The organism is Azospirillum canadense (assembly GCF_025961225.1).
Taxonomy (GTDB): Bacteria; Pseudomonadota; Alphaproteobacteria; order Azospirillales; family Azospirillaceae; genus Azospirillum; species Azospirillum canadense.
This window is the reverse complement of record NZ_JAOQNG010000004.1, coordinates 631073-655008: the sequence shown is the minus strand read 5'-3', so window position 1 is coordinate 655008 and position 23936 is coordinate 631073. Positions and strand designations below refer to the sequence as shown.

Annotated in this window: 21 protein-coding genes and 1 tRNA gene; 13 read left to right on the top strand and 9 right to left on the bottom strand. The window is 70.2% G+C overall.

Going from position 1 to position 23936, the window contains the following annotated elements; all coding sequences use genetic code 11:
* Positions 1 to 9: 9 nt before the first annotated feature.
* Both M2351_RS24460 and M2351_RS24455 read left to right on the top strand, forming a co-directional pair.
* On the top strand, positions 10 to 1407 hold the full coding sequence (locus M2351_RS24460; RefSeq protein ID WP_264658658.1) for a phospholipase D-like domain-containing protein: 1398 nt from the start codon (positions 10 to 12) through the stop codon (positions 1405 to 1407).
* 284 nt (positions 1408 to 1691) lie between these two features.
* Entirely contained in the window at positions 1692 to 3260 is a 1569-nt protein-coding gene (locus M2351_RS24455; RefSeq protein ID WP_264658657.1) for a methyl-accepting chemotaxis protein, read from the top strand.
* Between the two features lie 206 nt (positions 3261 to 3466).
* On the opposite strand, the gene M2351_RS24450 is transcribed toward M2351_RS24455, so the two are convergent.
* Positions 3467 to 3601 carry a hypothetical protein gene (locus tag M2351_RS24450; protein ID WP_264658656.1) on the bottom strand — a complete coding sequence of 45 codons (135 nt, stop codon included), beginning with the start codon at positions 3599 to 3601 and terminating at the stop codon, positions 3467 to 3469.
* Between the two features lie 470 nt (positions 3602 to 4071).
* Between M2351_RS24450 and M2351_RS24445 the strand changes: the two genes are divergently transcribed.
* The 3 genes from M2351_RS24445 (at position 4072) to M2351_RS24435 (ending at position 7533) form a co-directional block, all read left to right on the top strand.
* Positions 4072 to 5748, top strand: a complete 1677-nt coding sequence (locus M2351_RS24445; RefSeq protein WP_264658655.1) for an adenylate/guanylate cyclase domain-containing protein — start codon at positions 4072 to 4074, stop codon at positions 5746 to 5748.
* Between the two features lie 387 nt (positions 5749 to 6135).
* Positions 6136 to 6741, top strand: a complete 606-nt coding sequence (locus M2351_RS24440) for a cold-shock protein (protein WP_264658654.1) — start codon at positions 6136 to 6138, stop codon at positions 6739 to 6741.
* Positions 6742 to 6894: 153 nt separating this feature from the next.
* A complete protein-coding gene (locus tag M2351_RS24435) occupies positions 6895 to 7533 on the top strand; it encodes a hypothetical protein (RefSeq protein WP_264658653.1) in 639 nt (212 codons plus the stop codon).
* Positions 7534 to 7553: 20 nt separating this feature from the next.
* Here the strand turns inward: M2351_RS24435 and M2351_RS24430 are convergent, their stop codons facing one another.
* The gene (locus M2351_RS24430) at positions 7554 to 7811 is read right to left on the bottom strand and encodes a hypothetical protein (protein WP_264658652.1); all 258 of its coding nucleotides are present in this window, start codon (positions 7809 to 7811) and stop codon (positions 7554 to 7556) included.
* Between the two features lie 164 nt (positions 7812 to 7975).
* Positions 7976 to 8260: an HU family DNA-binding protein gene (locus M2351_RS24425; protein WP_209766651.1), complete on the bottom strand. Its 285-nt coding sequence runs from the start codon at positions 8258 to 8260 to the stop codon at positions 7976 to 7978.
* Positions 8261 to 8596: 336 nt separating this feature from the next.
* On the opposite strand from M2351_RS24425, the gene selD reads away from it, so the two are divergent.
* From selD to M2351_RS24390, 6 genes are read left to right on the top strand one after another with little or no spacing between them, the layout of a single operon-like run.
* Positions 8597 to 10783, top strand: a complete 2187-nt coding sequence (selD, locus tag M2351_RS24420) for a selenide, water dikinase SelD (protein WP_264658651.1) — start codon at positions 8597 to 8599, stop codon at positions 10781 to 10783.
* Positions 10784 to 10842: 59 nt separating this feature from the next.
* Positions 10843 to 11091 (top strand): hypothetical protein, encoded by a 249-nt coding sequence (locus tag M2351_RS24415; RefSeq protein ID WP_264658650.1) that lies wholly within the window; start codon positions 10843 to 10845, stop codon positions 11089 to 11091.
* On the top strand, positions 11088 to 14276 hold the full coding sequence (gene fdh / locus M2351_RS24405) for a formate dehydrogenase (protein ID WP_319801919.1): 3189 nt from the start codon (positions 11088 to 11090) through the stop codon (positions 14274 to 14276). Before M2351_RS24415 ends, fdh begins: the two co-directional genes overlap by 4 nt.
* A 1-nt stretch (position 14277) precedes the next feature.
* On the top strand, positions 14278 to 15180 hold the full coding sequence (locus tag M2351_RS24400) for a 4Fe-4S dicluster domain-containing protein (RefSeq protein WP_264658647.1): 903 nt from the start codon (positions 14278 to 14280) through the stop codon (positions 15178 to 15180).
* Between the two features lie 14 nt (positions 15181 to 15194).
* Positions 15195 to 16169: an NrfD/PsrC family molybdoenzyme membrane anchor subunit gene (gene nrfD, locus M2351_RS24395; protein WP_264658646.1), complete on the top strand. Its 975-nt coding sequence runs from the start codon at positions 15195 to 15197 to the stop codon at positions 16167 to 16169.
* Positions 16166 to 16540, top strand: coding sequence for a hypothetical protein (locus tag M2351_RS24390; RefSeq protein ID WP_264658645.1), 375 nt, complete (start codon positions 16166 to 16168; stop codon positions 16538 to 16540). Before nrfD ends, M2351_RS24390 begins: the two co-directional genes overlap by 4 nt.
* Here M2351_RS24390 and M2351_RS24385 read toward each other — a convergent pair.
* The 5 genes from M2351_RS24385 to M2351_RS24365 form a co-directional block, all read right to left on the bottom strand.
* Positions 16509 to 17327 carry a formate/nitrite transporter family protein gene (locus M2351_RS24385; protein ID WP_264658644.1) on the bottom strand — a complete coding sequence of 273 codons (819 nt, stop codon included), beginning with the start codon at positions 17325 to 17327 and terminating at the stop codon, positions 16509 to 16511. The genes M2351_RS24390 and M2351_RS24385 overlap by 32 nt on opposite strands.
* A 69-nt stretch (positions 17328 to 17396) precedes the next feature.
* Positions 17397 to 17489 (bottom strand) — tRNA-Sec (locus tag M2351_RS24380).
* Positions 17479 to 19467 carry a selenocysteine-specific translation elongation factor gene (gene selB / locus M2351_RS24375; RefSeq protein WP_264658643.1) on the bottom strand — a complete coding sequence of 663 codons (1989 nt, stop codon included), beginning with the start codon at positions 19465 to 19467 and terminating at the stop codon, positions 17479 to 17481. Before selB ends, M2351_RS24380 begins: the two co-directional genes overlap by 11 nt.
* Positions 19464 to 20870: an L-seryl-tRNA(Sec) selenium transferase gene (gene selA / locus M2351_RS24370; RefSeq protein ID WP_264658642.1), complete on the bottom strand. Its 1407-nt coding sequence runs from the start codon at positions 20868 to 20870 to the stop codon at positions 19464 to 19466. Before selA ends, selB begins: the two co-directional genes overlap by 4 nt.
* A 19-nt stretch (positions 20871 to 20889) precedes the next feature.
* On the bottom strand, positions 20890 to 21342 hold the full coding sequence (locus M2351_RS24365; RefSeq protein WP_264658641.1) for a rhodanese-like domain-containing protein: 453 nt from the start codon (positions 21340 to 21342) through the stop codon (positions 20890 to 20892).
* Between the two features lie 170 nt (positions 21343 to 21512).
* Here M2351_RS24365 and ftrA point away from each other — a divergent pair, with 170 nt between their 5' ends.
* The gene (ftrA, locus tag M2351_RS24360; RefSeq protein ID WP_264658640.1) at positions 21513 to 22487 is read left to right on the top strand and encodes a transcriptional regulator FtrA; all 975 of its coding nucleotides are present in this window, start codon (positions 21513 to 21515) and stop codon (positions 22485 to 22487) included.
* Between the two features lie 163 nt (positions 22488 to 22650).
* Entirely contained in the window at positions 22651 to 23028 is a 378-nt protein-coding gene (locus M2351_RS24355; RefSeq protein ID WP_264658639.1) for a response regulator, read from the top strand.
* Here M2351_RS24355 and M2351_RS24350 read toward each other — a convergent pair.
* Positions 23018 to 23737: a Crp/Fnr family transcriptional regulator gene (locus M2351_RS24350; protein ID WP_264658638.1), complete on the bottom strand. Its 720-nt coding sequence runs from the start codon at positions 23735 to 23737 to the stop codon at positions 23018 to 23020. The two genes, M2351_RS24355 and M2351_RS24350, sit on opposite strands and share 11 nt — an antisense overlap.
* Between the last annotated feature and the right edge of the window lie 199 nt (positions 23738 to 23936).

Sequence of the window (23936 nt, the reverse complement as noted above, 5' to 3'; positions counted from 1 at the left end):
ACGGCCTTGATGCGGATGCAGGACGCGATCCCCTATCTTTTGACGGTCCTGCACATCGGAACGGCGGTGTGGGTGACCGTCCACGCCCTGCTGAAGAAGCGGGACGTCGCGTCGGCGATCGGCTGGATCGGCCTGGCTTGGCTGTCGCCGATTGCCGGGAGCGTCCTGTACGTCACCTTCGGCATCAACCGCGTGCACGCCCGCGCGCAGAGCCTGCGGCGGCCCTTCCTGCGCACGCGGTCGGGCGGAAGCGCCGCCGCGGTCCCGTTCCAGGGGCTGGCCCTGGCCGTGGAGCGGATCACCGGCCGTGGCATCGAGTCCGGCAACCGGCTGGAGATGCTGTCGGCCGGGGACGGCGCTTATCCCCTGATGCTGGAGGCGATCGGACAGGCGCGCACCAGCATCGCCCTGTCGAGCTACATTTTCCGCGCCGACGCCGCCGGCCTGCGCTTCATTGAGGCCCTGGCCGCGGCCCGGAAACGCGGGGTCGAGGTGCGGGTGCTGATCGACGGCATCGGCGGCGGCTACCTGCTGTCTCCGGCCTACCACCGGCTGCGCGACGCGGGCGTCCCGGCGGCGCGCTTCCTCCATTCGCCGCTGCCCTGGCGCATGCCCTTCCTGAACCTGCGCAACCACAAGAAAATCCTGGTCGTCGATGGTCGGGTCGGCTTCACCGGCGGGCTGAACATCGGGGCGGAGAACCTGCTCGCCGACTCCCCCCGGCACCCCGTGCGCGACACCCATTTCCGCATCGAGGGGCCGGTCGTCGCCCAGCTGATGGAGGCCTTCGCGGAGGACTGGCAATTCGTCGCGGGTGAGGGCCTGTCCGGGCCGGACTGGTTCCCGGTTCTGTCCCCGGTGGGCGACACGTCGGCGCGGGTCGTCACCTCCGGCCCGGACCAGGACATCGAGAAGCTCGAATACACGCTGCTGAACGCCATCGCCGTGGCACGCCGGTCGATCCGCATCGCCACCCCCTATTTCCTCCCCGACGACCGGCTGTGCAGCGCGTTGGAGATGGCGGCGCTGCGCGGCATCGCGGTCGACGTCGTGATCCCTGCCAAGGGGAACCACCGTGTCCTGGATTGGGCCGTGCCGGTGCAGATCCGCCCGCTGGCCGCCGCCGGCTGCCGGATCTGGCTGGCGCCGCCGCCCTTCGTGCACGCCAAGCTGATGACGGTGGACGGCTGCTGGGCGCTGGTCGGCAGCGCCAATTGGGACGTGCGCAGCCTGCGGCTGAACTTCGAGCTGGACCTGGAGGTCTACGGCGACGTCTTCGCCGCGCTGGTGGACGCCGCGATCGACACCGGCCGCTGCCGGCTGGTTTCGCTGGACGACCTCGACGCGCGGAGCCTGCCGGTGATGCTGCGCGACGCGGCTGCGCGGCTGCTGCTGCGTTACCTGTAATGCCCGGCTGCGGCACCGGGCTGCCAAACATGCTTTTCATTGTTGTACGTAATAGTAGCCGCCCGATCGCCTTCATCGCGAGCGGTCGCCGCGAATGCGCATAAAGAAATATTATCGACTCCAGCAATGCGACCAAATGGTCGCAAAGAGCGACGCCGAATCAATTTGACCGACATTCGAGCGAAGAGTTATACCACCAAAGTTCATCGGGGGAGTCTGCGTCCGCGCAAGCATTTGCGCGGGTATTGGCGTTCGCAGACGGTTTGCTTTCGAAGGGATAGGGAATGTTCGACCTGTACAGTCGGAGCTTGATCGCCCGGGTGGTGGTGCCCATTGCCGGCCTGCTGGGTGTGATCGCCTTCGCTTCCATGCTCGGCGCCGTCTACATGAACATGGCCACGGCCCGCGATGCCTTGGCGGCGCGTGCGCAGATGACCACCACGGTGCTGTCCGGCGGTGCGGCGGAGGTTCTGTGGAACCTGGACACCGGCGTGGCGAACTCCATGCTCGCGGCACTCGCGGCCGATCCCGACTATTCGGGCAGCACGATCCGCGGCAAGGACGGCAAGGTCTTCGCCGCCCATGGCAAGCCGCCGGTCGCCTCCGACGACACGATCATCCTGCGCACCGCGCCGATCACCCGCGGCACCGGGGCCAAGCTGACGGAGATCGGCACCATCGAGGTCGGGCTGTCCACCCAGCGCGTCTACGACGAGATCCGAAGCACCACGCTCGTCATCGCCGGCGTCTGCGCCCTGATCCTGCTGGTCGTCTGCGGCGTGCTGCTCACCATCGTGCGCGGCGTCACGGGGCCCATCGTGCGCATAACGGCCGTGATGAGCGATCTGGCCTCCGGCCGCACCGACGTCGAAGTGCCGGCGCTCGGCCGACGCGACGAGGTGGGGCGCATGGCGGCGGCCGTGCAGACCTTCCGCGAGAATGCCATCGCCAAGGCGCGTCTGGAGGCCGAACAGGCCGGCCACGCCGCCGAGACGGACCGGCAGCGCCGCGCCGCCCTGGCGGCCGTTGCGGAAACCTTCGACACCGACGTCGGGCAGCTCCTGTCCACCGTGAACCGCACCGCGGAGGCGATGAGCGGCGCCGTGGGCGAAGTCGCCACCAGCGCCAGCGAGAACGCGTCGCTCAGCAGCGGCGTCGCCAGCGTGGCGGACGACGTCAGCGGCAACGTGGAAACCGTGGCCGCCGCCGTGGAGCAGCTGGCCGCCTCCATCCGCGAGATCGCGGCCCAGGCGCAGAACTCGCACGGCGTGTCCGACGGGGCGAGCCGCCGGGTCAGCGGCACGGTCGGCCTGATGAACAAGCTGGTGGAGGACTCTAACCGGATCGGCGACGTGCTGACCCTGATCACGTCCATCGCCGGCCAGACGAACCTGCTGGCGCTGAACGCCACCATCGAGGCGGCGCGTGCGGGCGAGGCCGGAAAAGGCTTCGCGGTGGTCGCCACCGAAGTGAAGAACCTCGCAGGGCAGACCGCCAAGGCGACGGAGGAGATCTCCGCGCTCATCAACGCGATCCAGGCCTCCACCGGCGACGCGGCGGGCGAGATCGGCGGGATTGCCAAGGTGATCGGCACCCTGTCGGAGATCAGCGCCTCCATCGCGACGGCGGTGGAGCAGCAGAACTCTGCGACCACCCAGATCAGCCGCGCCGTGCAGCAGGCCGCCCATGGCACCCAGCAACTGCGCGAGAACGTGCAGGGTGTCGCCCATTCGGCCCGCCGCAACGGGGAATCCGCGGCCGGCCTGCACCGGGACATCCGCAGCCTGGAGGAGAGCCTGCACGCGGTGCAGTCCCAGGTCGACCGCTTCGTCGACAAGCTCACCACCGGCTGACGGGGCGCCGCCGCTCGGTAGGACGGCGGGTCCGCCAAACGAAAACAGGCCGCGCCGAAGGCGCAGCCCGTTTTTCGGTTCATCGCTGTTTCACGTCATCCCTGGGGTTGGGCAAGGGACTAGGCTGTCGCCAAAGCGGCGGCCGGCCCGGCCGGGGATGCGTGCGCCCGGATGATCAGGCCCCGGAGGGTTGGTCCGGTCTGGTTTCAGCGGGCCAGCGCGCTGTAGACGATGTAGACCGGAGTCGCCTTGAACCAGGAGACCGCGAAGCCGAGGATCGCCTGGACGGCGGTGGACGGCTGGTGCGAGGCGCCGGCGGGGGAGAAGGTCGTGGTCGTCATGATGTCCTCCATCGATCTGATGGGGTGACTATATTCTGGTATACCAAATACCAGATGCGCAAAGCTCGCAAGGCTGAAAGACCAAAAAATTACAGCCACATCAAGAGTTTGAGTCACTTACCATTGACGTGGCGAACAATGAGCCCCAAGCCCCTGGGCCCATTCCGGGCTGCCAGGCAGGGCCGGCATAGACAGTTTCGCCAAGTTGCGCACGGACGGGCGACTCTGGAAGGGTAGACCCTGGATTCTTGCAGGGTCCAGGGAGAGAGACTGCGGGCCGCCTTCGGGCGGCCTTTTTCGTGCCGCACGGTCTGTCCGGATCATGGGGGCCGGATCGCGGGCGCCGGATCACGGGTTGTTGAGCGAGCCTTGAAACCATCCGCGGGAGCACCGACGCTTGAAGCGTGGGGCATCGGCGACGCGGGCGCGCTTCGTGGCCGGCACGTGCACGAGGGCGGAAAGGGGGCGCGATGGCGGTCAGGGAAGGGGATTGGCCCAGCGGGCTGCGATGGAGTGCTCCGGTCACGGTGCGTGGCCTGCGGCTGTCCACCGGATTGATCATCTTCACCTTCCTCACCACCCACCTGCTGAACCATGCCCTGGGCATCGTGTCGCTCGAAGCGATGGCGCAGGCGCAGGACTGGTTCGTCGCCGTCTGGCGCAGCGTGCCGGGCACCGTGCTCCTCTATGGGTCCTTCCTGGTCCACGCCGGCCTGGCGCTGCTGGCGCTGTACCGCCGGCGCACCCTGCGCATGCCAGGATCGGACCTGTGGCAGCTCGTCCTCGGCCTGTCCATTCCGTTCCTCCTCATTCCCCACGTGCTGGGGACGCGGGTCCGGTCGGCGATGTCGAGCTTCGAGGACACCTACGACGTCATCCTCCAGCTGATGTGGGTCGAGGTCCCGACCAACGGCCTGCGGCAGGCCATCATCCTGGTCGTCGCCTGGGTGCACGGCTGCATCGGCCTGCATTTCTGGCTGCGTCACCGCCGCTGGTACCCGCGGGCCTTCCCCGTCCTGTTCGCCCTGGCGCTGATGGTGCCCGTGCTGGCCCTGATCGGCTTTGCGCAGGCTGGCCGCGACGTCGCCTTGCTGGTCGAGACCAACGGGCTGAAGCCGATGGTGCCGCCGCCCCCGGTCATGGGCACCATGTGGTGGGCCGCCTACAGCGTGGCCTGGGGCTCCCTTCTCGGGGTCCTCGGCGCGCGGACCTTGCGCTTCCTGCGGCAGCGCCGCACGCTGGTGCGCATCCGCTACCCGGACCGCCAGACCGTCGCCGTGCCGCGCGGCTTCACGGTCCTGGAGGCCAGCCGGCTGGCCGGCATCCCGCACCTGTCCGTGTGCGGCGGACGGGGGCGCTGCTCCACTTGCCGGGTGCGCCTGCTGGGAAGCTTGTCCGACCAGCCGGAACCCGCGCCGGAAGAGCGCGCGACGCTCGCGCGGGTCGGCGCCCCGCCGGGCGTGCGGCTGGCGTGCCAACTCCGCCCGGTGTCGGACGTGGCGGTGATCCCCTTGCTGCGCGCCAACGTTTTGGGCCAACAGCCGGCCGAGCAGCGGTGGAGCGGGGAGGAGCGCTTCATCGCCGTGCTGTTCTGCGACCTGCGCGGCTTCACCGCCTTGTCGGAGCAGAAGCTGCCCTTCGACGTGGTTTATCTGCTGAACCAGTATTTCGCCATGGTCGGCAACGCCGTCGAGCGCGAGGGCGGGCGCGTGGACAAGTTCATCGGCGACGGGGCGATGGCGCTGTTCGGCGTGGAGAGCGAGCCGACGCAGGCCTGCCGCCAGGCGCTGTCCGCCGCCGCGGCCATCGCACGGGGGGTGGAAGACCTGAACGGCAACCTGCAGCGGGAATTGGGTCATCCCCTGCGTCTGGCCATGGGTCTGCACGCCGGCGTCGCCATCGTGGGGGAGATGGGCTACGGCCCCGCGACCTCGCTGACCGCGGTCGGGGACGTGGTGAATGTGGCCAGCCGCCTGGAAGGGCTGGCGAAGGAGCTGGACGCCGAACTGGTCGTGTCCGACGGAACGGTCCGGCGCGCGGGCGTGGTGCTCGGCTCCGGCGAGGCGCGGGACCTGCCGGTGCGAGGCCGCACCGCAACGGTGCGCGCCGTCGTCCTGCCGCGGGCCGGCGCCGCGGCGGTCGCCTGAGCGTGGCCGAAGGAGGTGCCGAAGGGGGCGATCCGAAATAGCGGAAGCCGGGACTGGGAACCCAGAGGCCGGGCCGGCGTTTTTTCAGCACATCCCCCGCGCGCCGTTTCGCGCGATATTCTTCGATTCCGGCACCGGCGCCGGTATGATGTCGTTGCAGGAAGCGGTCCGGGTGGATTATGCACCGTTGGACGCCGCATTGTTCGTCTCTTCGCCCCTGGGGCCGGTGACGCCGCCCGGTCACACCCGGGGGCACACCCGGGCGCCCGCGGAGCGCGATGGTGCGTCCGGTGGGCTGGCGGCGTGACGGGTGCGTTGCATCGCCGTGCAAATACCGTCAGTGTTGCTTTCGTTTCCTTCCGACAACCGAGCATCCAGAGTGAACGAGTGAACGACGAACTGAAGAATGTCACCGCGACGGTGAAGTGGTACAAGGCGGACAAGGGCTTCGGCTTCATTCGTTTGTCCGACGGAAGCGGGGAAGCGTTTCTGCATTCCAAGGTCCTGGCCCCCCTGGGGGAGGTGACGCTGACGGAAGGGACCGTCCTGGTCTGCGACGTCGTGCCCAGCCCGAAGGGCCCCCAGGTCGCGGCCATCCACTCGGTCACCCCGGCCGCCCCCGCGGAACCGAAGCCGCCGCGCGAGCCGAAGGCGCGCCGCACCCGTGCCGCCGCCGTGCCGCCAATGGACGGCAAGCCGGCCAAGCCTCAGGGCGTCCGGGAGGTACCGCAGCGCCGTGTCGAGCGCCTGCCGCCGGCGCTGATGGCGATCTCCCCGGACGACATGATCTACGGGACGGTGCGCTGGTACAATCTCGACAGCCAATCGGGCCTGATCGACCCGTGGAACGACGAGACCGGCATCGGCGTCTATTTCGACCGCACGATCCTGCGGCAGTCGGGCCTGGACATCGTGGCCGACGGCGAGGATGTGCGGTTCGTCGCGGAACAGGGCGACAGCGGCCCCTTCGCGCTGCGCGTCGAACTGGCCTGACCCGGCCCCTGTCTCCTGTGTCCCCTGGGCCAGGGGGGTATGCCCCCTGATCCACCGCACCCCGAATGATCAGGGAATGATGGCCCCTGCCGCCGTGTAGGTCCCTGCATGAGGGTGGCCGCCCCGGGTGGCGGCGGGTCCGGGGAGGCGGACATGGGACAGATTTTTGGGCGTCAGGCGCTTCGGTCCGGCGCGGTGATCCTGGCGCTGTCCGCGGCGGCGGTCGCAGCGGCGGCGACGGTGTGCAGGGCGCAGGCGATCGATTGCTGGCTTCTGGAGGGGCAGGCGCTCGACCGTGCCCACCAGCGCGGCCTGTGCAAGGACGCCTTCGCGCGCAACTCCGTCGGCGGCGCGCCCGCGGCGGGTGAGCCGATCGTCGTGCCCAAGCAGACCGACGCCAAACAGACAGACACCAAACAGGCAGATGATGCCACGCGCGGGAAGGAGGTCGCGGCGGTTCCCAGCCCGCGGCCCGCGGCGCCCCCGGCCAAGCCGAAGCGGGACATGGGCTCGCAACCGCAGCCCCGGCCGACCCGGGGACCAGGGCCAACCCAGTCCTCACCCCCGACGTGGAACACGGCACGGGAAGAGCCGTCCTGGAACGCGCCCCGGCCGCCGGAGCGGGTGTATGTCCCCGACCAGGCCGCCCCCAGGGAAACCGCCGAAATGCCGGTCGAGCCGTGGCCCGTCCAGCGTCAGCCGCCGCCCCCGACGGACCCCGTCGAAATCTTCATGGACAACCTCCAGCGGGATTTCCAGTCGCTGGTGGGCAAGCTGATCAGCGGCCGCTGAGCGCGCCCGTCAGGCCGGAGTCAGGCCGGATTCAGGGGGCTGTCCGGCGGCGGTAGTGCGTCGTCCGGTCCCGCGGGGGCGGAGGGCACCGCGCCGCCTGCCTTCGCGGCACCGCGGTCGGCGTTCCGGGGCGGCGGCTCGATGACCGGCCCGATCTTCACGTCGCGGGCGGGGAGCGGGATGATGTCGCCGATCGGCATGAAGGATCCGTCCGCCTGCTCGCGGGCCGGTTCCCAGGCTCCGTCGATCTTGATCCAACGAAAGATGCTGCTGCTCATGCTATCGCCTTGCTGCGGTCGGTTCGCCAACACCAACCGGTCAACAGGCGAGGGGCCCCGCCCGTGTCCACAAAACTTGTGCCCTGAAACGGCCCCACCCAGAAATGCAAAGGGGCAGCGTTGCCGCTGCCCCAGGCGCGACGGGTCGGCCTGCCTCGACGGCGTCAGTCGGCCTTGCCGTTGATGGCGTCCTTGAGAGCCTTGCCGGCGGAGAACTTCGGGGCCTTGGAGGCCGCGATCTTGATTTCCGCGCCGGTCTGCGGGTTGCGGCCGGTGCGCTCACCGCGCTCGGCGATCTCGAACTGCCCGAAGCCGGGCAGCTTGACGGTCTCGCCCTTGACGAGCGCGTCCTGCAGGCTCTCGAGCACGGCGTCCAGCGCCTTGCCGGCGTCCGCCTTGGTGCCGCCCAGCTTGGCGGCGATGGCGTCGATGAGGTCGGCCTTCGTCATTCCCTACTCCTCTGTTCATTTCGAAACCCGCAGCATCGCTGGGGTTCTCGGCGCCTCTGACGTACTCTGCCGCTTTCCTGTGCGCAAGCCTCTCCAGGCCAAACCGACCGGGAAAAGGCTCAAAAGCCACTTGAAGCAAGAAAATTCCTGGCCGAATGGGATAAATTCCGGTTTGCCGGGGCGCCGCGCCGGCGCCGGGCCGGGAAACCGGCGACTCGGCGAAGCCCGCGCGGTGGAACTCCGGCGCGGCCCGCGGCATTATGCCGGGACCGGCCGCGTCCAAGCTCCACACGGGAGCATCGGGCCGGTCGCCCAACGGCCCGAGCGGCACCCGAGATGCAGACCAGCCCCACCGACGGGCCCATAGAACAGGATCTCGTGCTCGTCGGCGGCGGGCACGCCCATGTGCATGTGCTGAAGAGCTTCGGCATGCGCCCGCTCCCCGGCGTGCGCCTGACGCTGGTCGCCCGCGACCTGGAGACCCCCTATTCCGGCATGGTCCCCGGCTTCATCGCCGGGCATTACCAGCGCGACGACTGCCACATCGACCTCGTGCGCCTCGCGCGGTTCGCTGGGGCGCGGCTGATCCACGCGGAGGCGGTCGGGCTCGACCGCGCGGAGCGGCGGGTCCTGCTGAGCGGGCGGCCGCCGCTCCGCTACGACGTGCTGTCGCTGGACACCGGCTCCCGCCCGACGCTCGACACGCCGGGGGCGGCGGAGCACGCCATCCCGCTGAAGCCCATTGACGGGCTGATCGACCGGTGGGAGCGGCTGGCCGACCGGCTGTGCGCCGCGGCGGAACCGCTGCACGTGGCCATGGTCGGCGGCGGGGCGGCGGGGGTGGAGGTGGTGCTGTCCATGCAGCGCGCGCTGCGCCACGGCTGCCCCGCCGTGCTGCCCCGCTTCACGCTGGTCACGCGCGGGCGGCTGCTGGACGGGCACCCGCCGGGCGTCGCCCGCGTCTTCCGGCGCCTGCTGGCGGAGCGTGGCGTGGAGCTTCGGGAGGAGGTCGCGGTGGCGTCGGTGGCCGCCGACGGGCTGGACCTCCAGGACGGCGCGCGGATCGCCTGCGACGCGGTGGTCTGGGCAACCCAGGCCGGTGCCGCCCCCTGGCTGGCCGGGACGGGGCTCGTGCTCGACGAGCGCGGCTTCATCGCCGTGGACGCGGGTTTGCGCTCCCTGAACGACCCGCTGGTCTTCGCGGCCGGCGATGTGGCGTCGGTGCAGCCGCACCCCCGCCCAAAGGCCGGCGTCTTCGCCGTGCGGCAGGGGCCGCCGCTGGTTGCCAACCTGCGGCGCACCCTGGCGGGACAGGACCCGAGGCCCTTCACCCCGCAGAAACAATTCCTGTCGCTGATCGGCGCGGGCGACGCCTACGCTGTGGCCTCCCGCGGGTCGCTGGTGGCGGAAGGGGCGTGGGTCTGGAGGCTGAAGCAGTGGATCGACCGGCGCTGGATGCGCGACTATCAGGACCTGACGTCCATGCGCCCGGTTCCACGCTCGCAGCCGCCGGCCGAGATGCGCTGCGGCGGCTGCGGCGCGAAGGTGCCAGCCGCCGTGCTGGCGCGGGTTCTGGAGCGGCTCGACCTGCCCGGCACTCCCACCGGCGTTGGGGACGACGCGGCGGTGGTGGCCCTGCCGGCGCAGGGGCCGCTGTTGCAGACGGTGGACTTCTTCCGCGCCTTCGTGGACGACCCCTATGTCTTCGGCCGCATCGCCGCCACCCACGCGCTGGGCGACATCCACGCCATGGGCGGGACGCCGCTGACCGCGCTCGCCATCGCCGGGCTGCCGCCGGCCCGCGGCGCGATCCAGGAGGACGACCTGTACCAGATGCTGCGCGGCGGGCTGGAGGTGCTGGAGGGTGCCGGCGCGCGCCTCGTCGGCGGCCACAGCGCGGAAACCGCGGAGCCCGGCCTGGGATTTGCCGTCACCGGCATCGCCGGTCCGACCGTGCTGCGCAAGGGCGGCTTGAGGCCCGGCGACGCGCTGGTGCTGACGAAGCCGTTGGGCACCGGGGTGGTGATGGCGGCGGCGATGCAGGGCAGGGCGCGAGCCCCCTGGGTCGCTGCGGCGCTGGAGGCGATGCAGCGGTCCTCCGGCCCCGCCGCGGCCTGCCTGGTGGAGCATGGCGCCGTGGCCTGCACCGACGTCACCGGTTTCGGGCTGCTCGGCCACCTGCTGGAGATGCTGGACGCCTCAGAGGTGGACGCCACGCTGGACCTTGGCGCCATCGCGGCGCTTCCGGGGGCACTGGAACTGTTGGGGGCCGGGGTCGCCAGCACCCTGCATCCGGAAAACGCCCGCGCCGGGGCGCGGCTGGCCGGCGCTGTGCCGGATGCGCGGACCGCGCTGCTGTTCGACCCACAGACCGCCGGCGGGCTGCTGGCCGGCGTGCCCTCGGAGCGGGCGGAGGACTGCGTTCGGGCGCTGCATGACCTCGGCCATCCGCAGGCCGCCGTGATCGGCGCGATCCAGGCGCAGGCTGACCCTACGCCACGGGTTGTCGCCCGGGCACGGTAAATTTTCCATTCCCTGCGAACCGATCCGGCCGCGCGTCGTTGACGTCTCCGGATGCCACGATGCCGCCGGGGACCATGCGCACGGTCGAGGGAACCATCACGCTCGCCCAGGAGGGGCGTTTCCAGCTCGTCAGCGACGAGGGGATCGCCCGCCTGTTCATGCTGGCGCACGACGCGCCGATCGAGCCGCAGGACCTACCGGACCTCGTCCGGGCCAGGGCGCGGGTCGCCGTCCGCTACGACGAGCGCCCGGACCTGATCGCCGCCATCGTGCATGACATTGGATACGCCGAGGAGACGCGCCCATGAAGCCGATCCGCCGCCGCACGCTTGCCGACCACGCCCGCGGCTTCCTGCGCGACTGGTCGCTGCCCCGGCAGCTCCGCGGCGAGAGCCCTTATTCCGACGCGGCCAAAAGCACCGGCTCCGCCAAGCTGCGCCCGCGGCTGGAGGAGGCGGACAAGGTCGGCACCAACATCTGTCCCTACTGCGCGGTCGGCTGCGCGCAGCTGATGTACGCCAAGGACGGGACGCTGATCCATGTGGAGGGCGACCCGCGCAGCCCGATCAACCAGGGCACGCTGTGCCCTAAGGGGGCAGCGACCTTCGGCTGGCTGACCAGCGAGCTGCGGATGAGCAAAGTCCTGTACCGCGCCCCCCATGCCGACCGCTGGGAGGAAAAGCCGCTGGACTGGGCGATGGACCGCATCGCGCATCTGGCGAAGCGAACCCGCGACGAGACCTTCGTGCACAAGCTTCCCGACGGCACGGTCGTGAACCACACGCTGGGCATGGCCTCGCTGGGCGGGGCGACGCTGGACAACGAGGAAAACTACCTCATCAAAAAGCTGTTCAGCGGCGGGCTCGGCATGGTCTGGATCGAAAACCAGGCCAGGGTCTGACACTCCTCCTCGGTGCCCAGTTTGGGCGCCTCCTTCGGCCGAGGGGCGGCCACTTTGCCCCAGTGGGATCTCGCCAACGCGGACTGCATCCTGGTGATGGGGTCCAACATGGCGGAAAACCACCCGATCGCCTTCCGCTTCGCGCTCCAGGCCAAGCAGAAGGGGGCGACGCTGATCCACGCCGACCCGCGCTTCACGCGGACCTCCGCGCTCGCGGACATTCACGCGCCGATCCGGGCGGGGACGGACATCGCCTTCCTTGGCGGAATCATCCGCCACATCCTGGAAAACGACCTGTGGTTCAAGGACTACGCGCTGAACTACACCAACCTCGCCACCATCATCGAGGACGCGTTCGAGGATCCGAGCCAGAACGACGGCAAATTCTCCGGCTGGGACGAGGCCAAGAAGTCCTACAGCTACGAAAGCTGGCAGTATAAGGGGGAGTTTGTGCCGTCCTCCCTGGCGGAGCATTTCGTCAACACGACGGAGTCCTTCTCCGACCAGACCAAGCGCTTGCAGCAGGGACCGACGCCGAAGGACGAGACGCTGCAACACCCGAACTGCGTCTACCAGATCCTGAAGCGCCACTTCGCACCTTACACGCCGGAGATGGTCGAGCGGGTGACCGGCTGCCCGAAGGAGACCTTCGTGAAGGTCGCCGACGCGCTCGCCCGCGCGTCCGGCCGGGAGAAGACGGGGACGATCTGCTACGCGGTCGGCTGGACGCACCATTCCACGGGCGTGCAGATGATCCGGGCCGCGGCGATCATCCAGCTGCTGCTTGGCAACGTCGGGCGGCCCGGCGGCGGCATCCTGGCGCTGCGTGGCCATTCCAGCATCCAGGGCTCCACCGACATCCCGACGCTCTACAACCTGCTGCCGGGCTACCTGCCGCAGCCGCACGGGCTGAAGCCGCACCACAGCCTGCAGGACTACATCGACCACGAGACGACGCCGACGGGGTGGTGGCACAACTTCCCCAAATACATCGTCAGCCTGCTGCGCGCCTGGTACGGCGAGGCGGGGATGAAGGAGAACGGCTGGGGCTTCGAGTGGCTGCCCAAGATCATGGGCGACCACTCGCAGAACCCCATGACGCTCGCCATCGAGGACGGGCTGATCAAGGGCCTGTTTCTGCTGGGCCAGAATCCGGCGGTCGGCGGCAGCAACGCCGCGCTGGTGCAGAAGGCGCTCGGCAAGCTCGACTGGATGGTGGTGACCGACTTCACGGAAACGGAGACGGCGTCCTTCTGGTACAAGGGCAAGCCGGTGCAGGCCGGGGAGCTGGCGCCAAAGGACATCAAGACGGAGGTGTTCCTGCTGCCGACCTCGCTGGCGGGGGAGAAGGCGGGCACCTTCACCAACACCCACCGCCTGATCCAGTGGCACGACAAGGTCGTGGACGGGCCGGGCGACGGCCGGTCGGACCTGTGGTTCGTCTATCACCTCGGCCGCCGGTTGAAGGAGCTTTACCGCAGCAGCGCCGACCCCAGGGACCTGCCGATCCGTTACCTGACCTGGGACTACCCGGTCGAAGGCGAGCGGGAGGAGCCGGACGCGGAGGCGGTGCTGCGGGAGATCAACGGCTACACCTGGCCCGACCGGCAGCAGATCGCGGACTTCAAGGATTTGAAGGACGACGGCACCACCGCCTGCGGCTGCTGGATCTACACCGGCGTCTTCCCGAAGAACGACCACAACCAGGCACGGTCGCGCAAGCCGGACGGGCCGGACGGGCCGGGCACGCATCTCGGCTGGGGCTTCGCCTGGCCGTCCAACCGGCGCACGCTGGTCAACCGCGCCTCCGCCGACCCCGCGGGCAAGCCCTGGTCGGAGCGCAAGAAGCTGGCGTGGTGGGACGCGGAAAAAGGGGAATGGGACGGCTACGACCAGGTGGACTTCTCCACCGAGAAGGCGCCGGACTACACCCCGGACTGGTCGAAGGAGCCCGCGGGCATGGACGCGCTGAGCGGCACCGACCCTTTCATCATGATCTCCGACGGGCGGGGGGCGCTGTTCGTGCCTTCCGGCCTGAAGGACGGGCCGCTGCCGACCCATTACGAGCCGGTGGAATCCCCGGTGCGGAACCCGCTCTACGGCCAGCAGCACAACCCGACCGCCAAGATCTGGGACCGGCCGGACAACCCGGTCCACGTTCCGGAAGACCCGCGCTATCCGCACGTCCTGACCACCTACCGCCTGACGGAGCATCATTCCGGCGGCACGCCGACCCGCTCCGTCGCGTCCACCGCGGAATTGCAGCCGGAGGGATTCAGCGAGATCGCGCCGGAGTTGGCGAAGGAACTGGGCATCGAAAACCTCGACTGGGTCGTTCTGTCCACCCCGCGCGGGGAGGTGGAGACGCGCGCGCTGGTGACGGAACGGCTCCAGCCTTTCCGAATTGATGGGCGGCTGGTCCATCAGATCGGCATGCCCTGGCATTTCGGCTGGAACGGCTACGCCACCGGCGACATCGCCAACGTGCTCACCGCCATCGTCGGTGATCCGAACACCGGCATGCACGAGAACAAGGCGCTGACCTGCAACCTGCGCAAGGGCCGCCTGGACCGCCCGCAGAACGGAGGCTGACATGGGCGTTCCCGCCCGCGCGCTGGACTACGCCGAGCCGATCCTGCCGGGCCTGATTCCGGACGAGGCGGAGCTGACGGCCGGCGTCCGGATCGAACCGGGCAAGAGCTATGGCTTCTTCACCGACACCACGTTGTGCATCGGCTGCAAGGCGTGCGAGGTGGCCTGCAAGGAATGGAACGCCCTGCCGGCCGACGAGGTCGGGCTGACCGGCGACAGCTACGACAACACCGGCCGGCTGTCCGCCAACACGTGGCGGCATGTCGCCTTCGTCGAGAAGATCGCCACGGACGGGAAGCGCGCCGCGGAGATGGCGCCCTTCCAGTCCAACTGGCTGATGATGAGCGACGTGTGCAAGCACTGCCACAACGCCCCCTGCCTGGAGGCCTGCCCGACCGGCGCCCTGTTCCGGACGGAGTTCGACACGGTGGTCGTGCAGCAGGACATCTGCAACGGCTGCGGCTACTGCGTGCCGGCCTGCCCGTTCGGCGTGGTCGACCTGAACGAGGTGGACGGCAAGGCGCACAAATGCACGCTCTGCTACGACCGCCTGAAGGGCGGGCTGGAGCCAGCCTGCGCCAAGTCCTGCCCCACCGATTCCATCCAGTTCGGCGAGGTGCCGGTTCTGGTGGAAAAGGCCAGGGCGCGCGTGGAGGACCTGCACGGCAAGGGAGCCACGGACGCTTACCTCTACGGCGCGCCGGGAGAGCCGGGGGCGACCGGGGACCTCGGGCACCTGAACGCCTTCTTCCTGCTGACCGACCGGCCGGAGGTCTACGGCCTGCCGACCGCGCCGACGCGCGCCTCCAACCGGGTGGCGCCGGCGCTGGGCGCTGGGCTCGCCACCATGGCCGGCCTGACGCTGGCCGCCATCGCCCTGTTTGCCGCCGACCGGCGCCGCTGAGGAGAGACGCGACCATGCCGCAGGACAGCGCCGTGCGACTCTACGCGGGCGAGACCTACTATGGACGGCCGGCGCTGAAGGCGAGCCCGTTCGGCTGGAAGACCGCCGGTTACATCTTCCTGGCCGGCCTGTCGGGGTCGGCGCAGATCCTGGGCACCGTGGCGGACTTCGGCGGTGGACGCGAGCGGTGCAACCTTGTGCGCAACGCCCGCGGGCTCGCCATGGCCGGGGCCGTGGTTGGCCCGGCGCTGCTGATCGGCGACCTGCACACGCCCAGCCGCTGGTACAACATGCTGCGCATTTTCCGGCGCACCTCGCCCATGTCCATCGGCAGTTACATCCTGACCGGCTTCGGCGCCTTCAGCGCGCTGACTCTGGGGGCGGATTGGCTGGAACTGACCGGCGCGGCGCGCGCGGCGCAGGTCCCCGCGGCCGTCGCCGGGGCGGGGATGAGCGTCTACACGGCGGCCCTGCTGTCCTCCACCAGCACGCCGCTGTGGGCCGCGTCGCCGCGGCTGCTGTCGGTTCGCTTTGGCGCCTCGGCCATGGCGTCGGCCGCGGCGGCCCTGTCGCTGGGGGAACGGCTTGGAGGCCGGCCGGAGAGTGCCGAAACGCTGGACCGCGTCGCCCTGGCCGCCAGCGCGGTGGACCTCGTCGCCTCCGTCGCGGCGGAACGGGAGTACAGGGCCGAAGGCGTCGCCGGCCCGGTGGAGGAGGGGCCCTGGGCGCCCGTGGAAAAGATCGGGGCCATCGCCGTCGGGGCCGCGCTTCCCCTGGTCTGTCACGCCCTCAACGCCCGGCGGGAGCGCCCGTCGGCGGCGCTGTCGGTGCTTGGCTCGCTGGCGATTCTGGCGGGCGGGATGGCGCTGCGCTCCGCCATGCTGCACGCCGGCAACCGGTCGGCCACGCGCCCGCGCGACTATTTCCGCTTCGCGCAGCCCCGCCCGGCGTTGGACCACCAGCCCACTTCGGAAAGGATCGCCCGATGAAGGCGCAAGCCTCGGCGCCGGGAAGCGAGTGCGGCGACGCGCTCGCCGTGCTCGACCGCGTCCTGGCCGCCGGGACGGAAGAGATGCCGCCCGCCGAGGTCTACAACGCGATGGCCGAGGTCTCCCGCTGTCTGGTGCGCCTGCGCGAAGGGCTGATCGCCCGGCGCCGCAACGGGGATGAGGGCGCGTCGGCCCGGCTGGAGCATGTGAACGCCGCGCTCAGCGTCGCCTTCGGCGGTGAGTACCCGCTGGTCGGCGTGCACCGCACGCGCATCGAAAAGACGCGGGACCAATTGCGCAAGGTCCTGGACGAGAACGGCCTGGATGAAAACGGCGGATCTACTTGTCCTGCTTCACCTGCGCGTGGTTGATCAGCGCCACCATGCCCACGCCCCCGATCACGTTGCCGATGAGCGAGGGGATCAGGAAGCCCAACGCGTAGCCGTCCCAGGTCACCACCCCGGTCATGGCCGCGAAGGAAACCTCGACCGACCCGGCGACGACGTGCGCGAACTTGCCCAGCGCGATCAGCCAGGTCAGGGCCACGATGACGAAGAAGCGCGCTTGGCCTACGGATGGCGTGATCCAGACCAGCAGCGCGATCAGCCAGCCGGCCAGCACGCCGTGCAGCAGCGTCGACCAGAATCCGCCGTCGGCGGCCTTGCGGCCAAGCTCCGCGAAGGCCTCGTGCAGGTCCGGGCTGAAGGCCGGGGTGAAGGCGGCCAGCGCTGCGAACAGCAGGGTGCCGACGATGTTCGCGACGAACACCAGCGCCCACAGTCGGGCGACGTGCAGCAGCGTGCTCATGCGCCGGCCGTGGAGCAGCGGCAGGATGACGGTCAGCGTGTTCTCGGTGAACAGCTGCTGTCGGCCCAGGATGACGATCAGGAAGCCGAAGCAGTAGCCGAAGCTCGCCAGCAGGGGGCGCCATCCGGCGTCGGGCAGATGCGTCTGCATCAGCGCCTCCCCCACCATGGAGAAGCCCATGGACAGCCCGGCCGCCAGCCCCGACCACAGCAGAGAGGAGGACGGGCGCTTCAGCTCCTCCTCGCCCTCCAGGCGAATGGCCTCGTGGAGGATCAGGGCGGGCGGGTTCGATCGCTCCCGGACTTCGGCGCGTTCTTCGTGGTCGAGGCGGGAATCATGGACATCGGGCAAGGGGCGCCTCCGGCGGGCTGGGCGTAAAGCCCTTCAACCGGATTGCGCGACGTTCGGCGCGGACAGGGATGGCGGAGGCGGATGGGAATCGAACCCACCGTTCGCTGTTGGCGAACCGTCGATTTTGAAGATCGCGAGGGCCACCAGACCCTTATCGCCTCCGGTCCTGAGATGGGGCCGCGATGGCCGGGGCGCCATTGTCCTTTCGGGGCGGCGGGGTGGCGGCCACGCGGCGGTCGCCCATGCGCCGGGACACGCCCAACCCGTCCAGATGCTCCAGTAGGGGAACCGCGAACTTGCGGGAGATGCCGAGCAGCCGGCCGAGGTCGCCCGTGGTCAGGCCCTCCGGCGCATCCATCAGCGCGTCGGTGACGCGGGACGCGGCGTTCGCGACGGCGTCGCGGTGGAAGACGATCTCGCGCTTCTGCACCCGGTCGAGCGTGCGCACGAGAATGCCGGTGCGCGCGAGGTAATGCAGGGCCTTGTGCCGGCGCTGGTCGCGGCCGGCAACCGCGGCCACGTCCGGGGGCGACAGGCCACCCTCCCGGAAGGCCGCCTCGACGGCCGCCAGCACCGCGCGGTCGGCGGAGGAGAGCAGGGCCGACGCTTCCAGGTCGCGCCGGCGCAGCAGGCCGGCGTCGCGGACCAGCGTTCCCTCCGTGACCAGCCGGTCCAGCAAAGCTGCAAACAGCGGTTCCGGAAGTTCGGGTGGCAGCGCGTTTTTCAGTTGATCAGGGGAAGCGCCGCGTTCCGTGGGGTGGGCTGCCTGGACATCGCGCACAGCGGTCAACAGGGTGTCCTTAAGATCACGGAAGACCGTCACCGCGAGCAGCGTGTCGGGTGGCAGGCGTTCCGCCCCCCGGGCGGCGGGGTCCACATGGTTGGCCGTGGTGCCGAGCAGCCGGGCGACATCCCCGATCCTCAGGCCGCGGCTGCCCGCCTCAGCCAACCGTGCGGCAATCGCGTCCGCCAAGCGCCCCTCCGCCAGGGCGGCTAGGAGGTGGATCGCCGCCGCGTCGAAGCGTTTCCGCCGGACAGACACCGGGTCGAGGATGCGACCGCCCCCGACGGTCCGCAGCGGGGATCCAGTGCGCAGGATGAAGGGCTCCCCCGCGGGGACGGTCACCGGGACCGCACAGTGCAGCTGTGCCGGCGCGGTTTCGCCCGGTTCTAGCCGGTCGCGGTCGAGCAGGCGGAGGCGCGCCGGCACGTCCGTCGTGCCGAACAGCAGATGCGCCGTGGCACCGGTTTCCAGCGGCCGGTCGGCGTCCGCCAGCAATTCCAGACGGACGCCCAGCCAGCGCGCGGGCTCCAGAAGGTCTGGCGTTGCCAGGGCGCAACCAGGACCGAGATCGTCCAGTTCCACGCCCCGCAGGTTCACGGCGACACGGCTGCCCGGTCCGGCCGAGTCCACCGGCTTGCCATGCCGGTGCAGCCCGCGCACGCGCGCTTCGACCCCGCTTGGCCAGACGGTCACGGCGTCGCCCACGCCGAGCGAGCCGCGGCGCAGGGTGCCGGTCACCACAGGACCGAAGCCGGGCACCGCAAAGGCCCGGTCCACGGGCAGGTAGAAGGCAGGGGAGGGCGGGGACGGGGCGTCGTCGGCGAGCAGCCCGGCCAGGGCGCGGGTGAGGTCGTCCAGTCCCTGGCCGGTGGCGGTGGAGGTGAAGACCACGGGTGCGGCGGCCAGCGGGGTTCCGGCCAGCCGTTGCCGCACCGCCTCGGCCGTGCGGTGGGCGTCATCCGGGGGCACGAGGTCGCATTTGCTGATGGCGACCACGCCGCGCGTCACGCCGACCAGGCGGGCGATGTCCAGATGCTCGACGGTCTGCGGCTTGACGCCTTCGTTGGCGGCGACGACCAGCAGGACCGCCTCGATGCCCGTCGCCCCGGCGACCATGGTGCGGACAAAGCGCTCGTGCCCCGGCATGTCGACGAAGGCGAGCGTGCCGCCGGGCACCGCGCGGTGGGCGAATCCGAGCGCGATGGAAATGCCGCGGCGCTTTTCCTCCGCCAAGCGATCCGTGTCCATGCCGGTCAACGCGCCGACCAGCGCGGTCTTGCCGTGGTCTACGTGGCCGATGACTCCGATGACGGCCGTGCGATCCTGGGCGGTGCGGTCGGCGGAGGGCTCGTTCATCCCAGCACCGCGCGGCAGGCGGCGGCGATCTCCGGCAGTTCGGACTCCGCCACCGTCCGCAGGTCCAGCAGCAGGCGGCCGTCCTTGACGCGCCCGACCACGGCCGGCCGGTGGCGGCGCAGGCGGCGGGCGAGGTCGCCGGCTTCGATGGTCGGCGCGTTCAGCGCGACGAGGCGGGTCGGCAGCTCAACGCCGGGCAGGGAGCCGCCGCCGGCAAAGCCGGTCCCCTCCTGAACCTCCGCCTCCAGCCCCGGCAGGTCGGCCAGTTGCGCGCGCAGGCGGTGGGCGCGGTCCTCCAGCACGGGGACCGGAGCGGCCAGCATGGCGAGCGCCGGGACGCGGGCCACCACACGGTCCTGGTCCCGGTAGAGCTTCAGCGTCGCTTCCAGAGCCGCCAGGGTCATGCGGTCGACGCGCAGGGCGCGCATCAGCGGGTGCGCCTCCAGGCGCGCGACGAGGTCCGCCCGCCCGAGGATCAGCCCGGCCTGCGGGCCGCCCAGCAGCTTGTCGCCGCTGCAGGTGACCAGATCCATGCCGGCCGCGAGGCAGTCCTGCACCGTGGGCTCCGGCGGCAGGCCGAGGCGGCGCAGGTCGATCAGGCTGCCGCTGCCCAGATCCTCCAGCGCGACCAGCCCGTGGGAGCGGGCGAGGGTGGCCAGTTCATCCCGCTCCGGCGCGGCGGTGAAGCCCTGGATGCGGTAGTTGCTGGGATGGACCTTCATCAGGACGCGGGTGTCCGGCCCAATGGCGCGGGCGTAGTCGGAAATCCGCGTCTTGTTGGTGGTGCCGACTTCCACCAGCCGGGCGCCGCTCTGCGCGACGACGTCCGGTACGCGAAAAGACCCGCCGATCTCCACCAGTTCTCCGCGCGAGACCACCGTCTCGCCCGGTACGGCCAGGGCGGCGAGGGCGAGCAGGACGGCGGCGGCGTTGTTATTGACGACCAGCGCCGCCTCCGCCCCCGTCAGTTCGCACAGCAGGCCGGTGACGCCCTGGTAGCGGGACCCGCGCCGGCCCCCCTCCAGGTCGTATTCCAGGTTCAGGTAGCCGGTGGCCGCCTCCGACACCGCGGCGGCGACCTCGGCAGCCAGCGGCGCGCGGCCGAGGTTGGTGTGCAGGACGATGCCGGTCGCGTTGATGACGCGGCGCAGGCGGGGAGCGTCGTCGCGGTCCAGCCGCTCCGCCACCGCGGCCAGGATCGCCGCCGGGGCGGCCGCGGTCGCGTCGGCCTCCCCCGCGCGCAGCCGGGTGCGCAGGTCTTCCAGCAGGTCCCGCACGGCCTTCAACACCGGCGCGCGGCCATGGGCGGCGACGAGCGGTCCCGCCTCCGCGCTGTCCATCAGCCGCTGCACCTGGGGTAGGAGCCGCAGGGCTGAGGCTTCAGGGCTGGGCGTGTCCCGCACCGGCGCACTCCATATATCGTTACCTGCTGGTCAGAACCCCGTCCGATCCCGCGGGTTCCTGGATTCCGACGCGGTCCTCCTCCCGGACGAGGTTGAACCCCTCGTCCAGCCAGCCGGTCACGCCGCCGGCCATGACCTTGACCGGCCGGCCAAGCTTGGCGAGGCGCAGGGCACCGCGGGCCGCCCCGTTGCAGTGCGGGCCGGCGCAGTAGGTGACGAACAGCGTGTCCGCCGGCCAGTCCGCCATCCGTCCCGCGGTGATCTTGCCGTGGGGAAGGTTGACAGCACCCCGGATGTGCCCCGCGGCGAACAGCGCCGGGCTGCGCACGTCCAGCAGCAGGAAGCCGGGCTGGCCCGAGGCGAGCGCGCTGTGGGTGTCCCAGCAGTCTGTCTCGAAACGGAACTCGGCTTCGAAATGGGCGACGGCCTCGGCCGAGGAGGCGGCGGGCACGGCGGTGACGGCGTTGGTCATAGCGGTTCTCCGGGTGATGGCTTCGACCGCGATTTCGCCGGAACGGGGAGTAGGGCGGAAGGGGCGGGCCGGACATCCACCGGCAGGATTCCGCCAATTCGAGTGGTCGCGGTGGACCGGGCGCCTGGAGGTTGGCAGGATGCTGCCGATGTGACCGGGGGAGGTGCGGCGTGAAGGATCATCTCGTGGCGGCGCTCGCCTACGACGGGCTGTGCACCTTCGAGTTCGGCTGCGCCGTGGAGGTGTTCGGCCTCGCGCGGCCGGAGCTGCCGGTGGACTGGTACGACTTCGCGGTCTGCGGGGTGGAGGAGGGGCCGTTGCGCTCCACGGCGGGGGTGATGGTCACGCCGCCGCACGGGCTGGACACGCTGGAGCGCACCGGGACCATCATCGTGCCGGGCTGGCGCGGCATGGATGCGCCCGTCCCGCGGCCGCTGGTCGAGGCGCTGCGGCGCGCCCACGCGCGCGGGGCCCGCGTGGCGTCGATCTGCTCCGGCGTCTTCGTGCTGGCGGCGGCCGGGCTGCTGGAAGGGCGGCGCGCGACCACCCACTGGCGCTACACCGACCGGCTGCGGGCGATGCACCCGGGCGTCCGGGTCGAATCCGACGTGCTGTATGTGGACGAGGGCGACGTGATCACCTCCGCGGGATCCGCGGCCGGGCTCGACATGATGCTGCATCTGGTCCGGCGCGACCACGGCGCCGCGGTCTGCAACTTGGTCGCGCGGCGGCTCGTCGTGCCGGCCCACCGTGACGGCGCCCAGGCCCAGGTCATCGAGCGGCCGGTCCCCGCCAGCCGCGACGCGCGGCTCAGCCAAGTCATCGGCCACCTGCGCGTGCGCATCACGGAGCCGCACCGCGTGGAGGATCTCGCCCGCATGGCCGCGATGAGCGAGCGGACCTTCTTCCGCAAGTTCCGGGAGGCCACCGGCCTGACCCCGACCGACTGGATTGTCGCCGAGCGCGTCGCGCTCGCCAAGGACCTGCTGGAGCGGGGGCGGGACGGCGGGCGGCTGACCGTTGACCAGATCGCCGAGGCCTGCGGGTTCGGAGCGCCCGAAACCCTGCGCCATCATTTTCGCCGTCTCGTCGGGCAGAGCCCGGCGGCCTACCGGTGCCGGGACGGCGCTTTGCGGGAATCGTGAACGGCCGCAATTGTCCGGAACATATGTGCCACCCGATTTCATTTGTGTCGGCGAAGCACAAAACAGCTTTCCACCTACGTCTAAAGTAAGATCGCTAATTTCAGGGCCGTATGGTGCTATGCGCCGGCAGAACGAACGGCGAAAAGTTCCGAGGCAAAGTCTTATGGATTTCCGTCCTTTCGATGTGTTGATCGTCGAAGACGATGTTGTTGTTTTGGAGAGCATCAGGGCTGTCCTCGGGGTTGCGGGCTTTACCCTGATGCGTACGGGGCGGACACTTGCGGAAGGGCTGGCGGAAACCGAGCGGCGAACGCCGGACGGCGCCATCATCGACGGCAATCTGGCCGACGGGTCGAACGGCCTCGACCTCGTCGCCCGGCTCTCGGCGCTGGGCGCGCCCTGCCTGGTCATCTCCGGCCATCTGATGCGCGACGACGCGCTGTCCGCCGGGGCGCGGACCTTCCTGCCCAAGCCCTTCACCGAGACCCAGCTTCTGAACCACGTCACCGGGCTTTTTCAGGCGCGGGACGTCACAGAATGACGCGGTTGCCCTCGTCCACCGCGCTGTAGCCGGCGAAGGCTTCCAGCCGCTTGCGGTCGAGCAGGACCAGGACGTTGTTTCCCAAGGTCGCCAAGCCGCTGTCGCGCAGGTCCGCCATGGAGCGGTTGACGTGCGCCCCGGACAGGCCCAGGGCGTCGGCGAGGTGCCGGCGCTGCGGCGGGAACTGGCACCAGCTGTCACTGGTCATGCCGACCCGTTGCAGCCGGTCGAACAGCTCCAGCAGCAGATAGCCCATGCGCTGGGCCGCGGTGCGGCGGCCGAGGAACGCCAGCTGCCCGTCGGTGCGCCGCTGGTCCTGCATCAGCGAGCGCAGCAGGACGCGGGTCAGGTCGGGCAGCCGTTCCGGCATCCGGTCGAGCATGTCCGTGTCCAGCGCGCACAGGCTGACCGCGGTCAGCGCCTTCACGCCGTATTGGGTCTTGGGCAGGATCGCGGCCTGGAGCCCGACCAGGTCGCCCGGCAGCAGAAAATCCAGGATCTGCCGGGACCCGTCGGGGAAATCGCGGTACCGGTAGGCCCAGCCCGCGAAGAGGGTGAAGAGCTTTCCCGTCTCCCCCGTGTGCAAAATGTCGGCGTCGGGGGCGAGCGTCGTCTGCTCGCGCTTCATGGAGCGGACGAAGGACAGTTCCTCATCGGAAAGTTGATGGAAGAAGGTCCGTCGGCGAAGCTGGCACAAGTCGCACGCCACAAACGGCATCGTTCGGAGACCCACAAAAACTCGGCACGGACAGATTCTGCCCACGGCGGGGCAACACGCTGGTGGATGGCGCGAACAATTATGACCGCATTGCCGATTCCCATGCCAGGTGATCTTGGTGTCCTGCTGGATCATATGTGCCATCAACGCGCAGGCGATCCCTTTTTTTTCGGTGACGGAGGGATGCGTT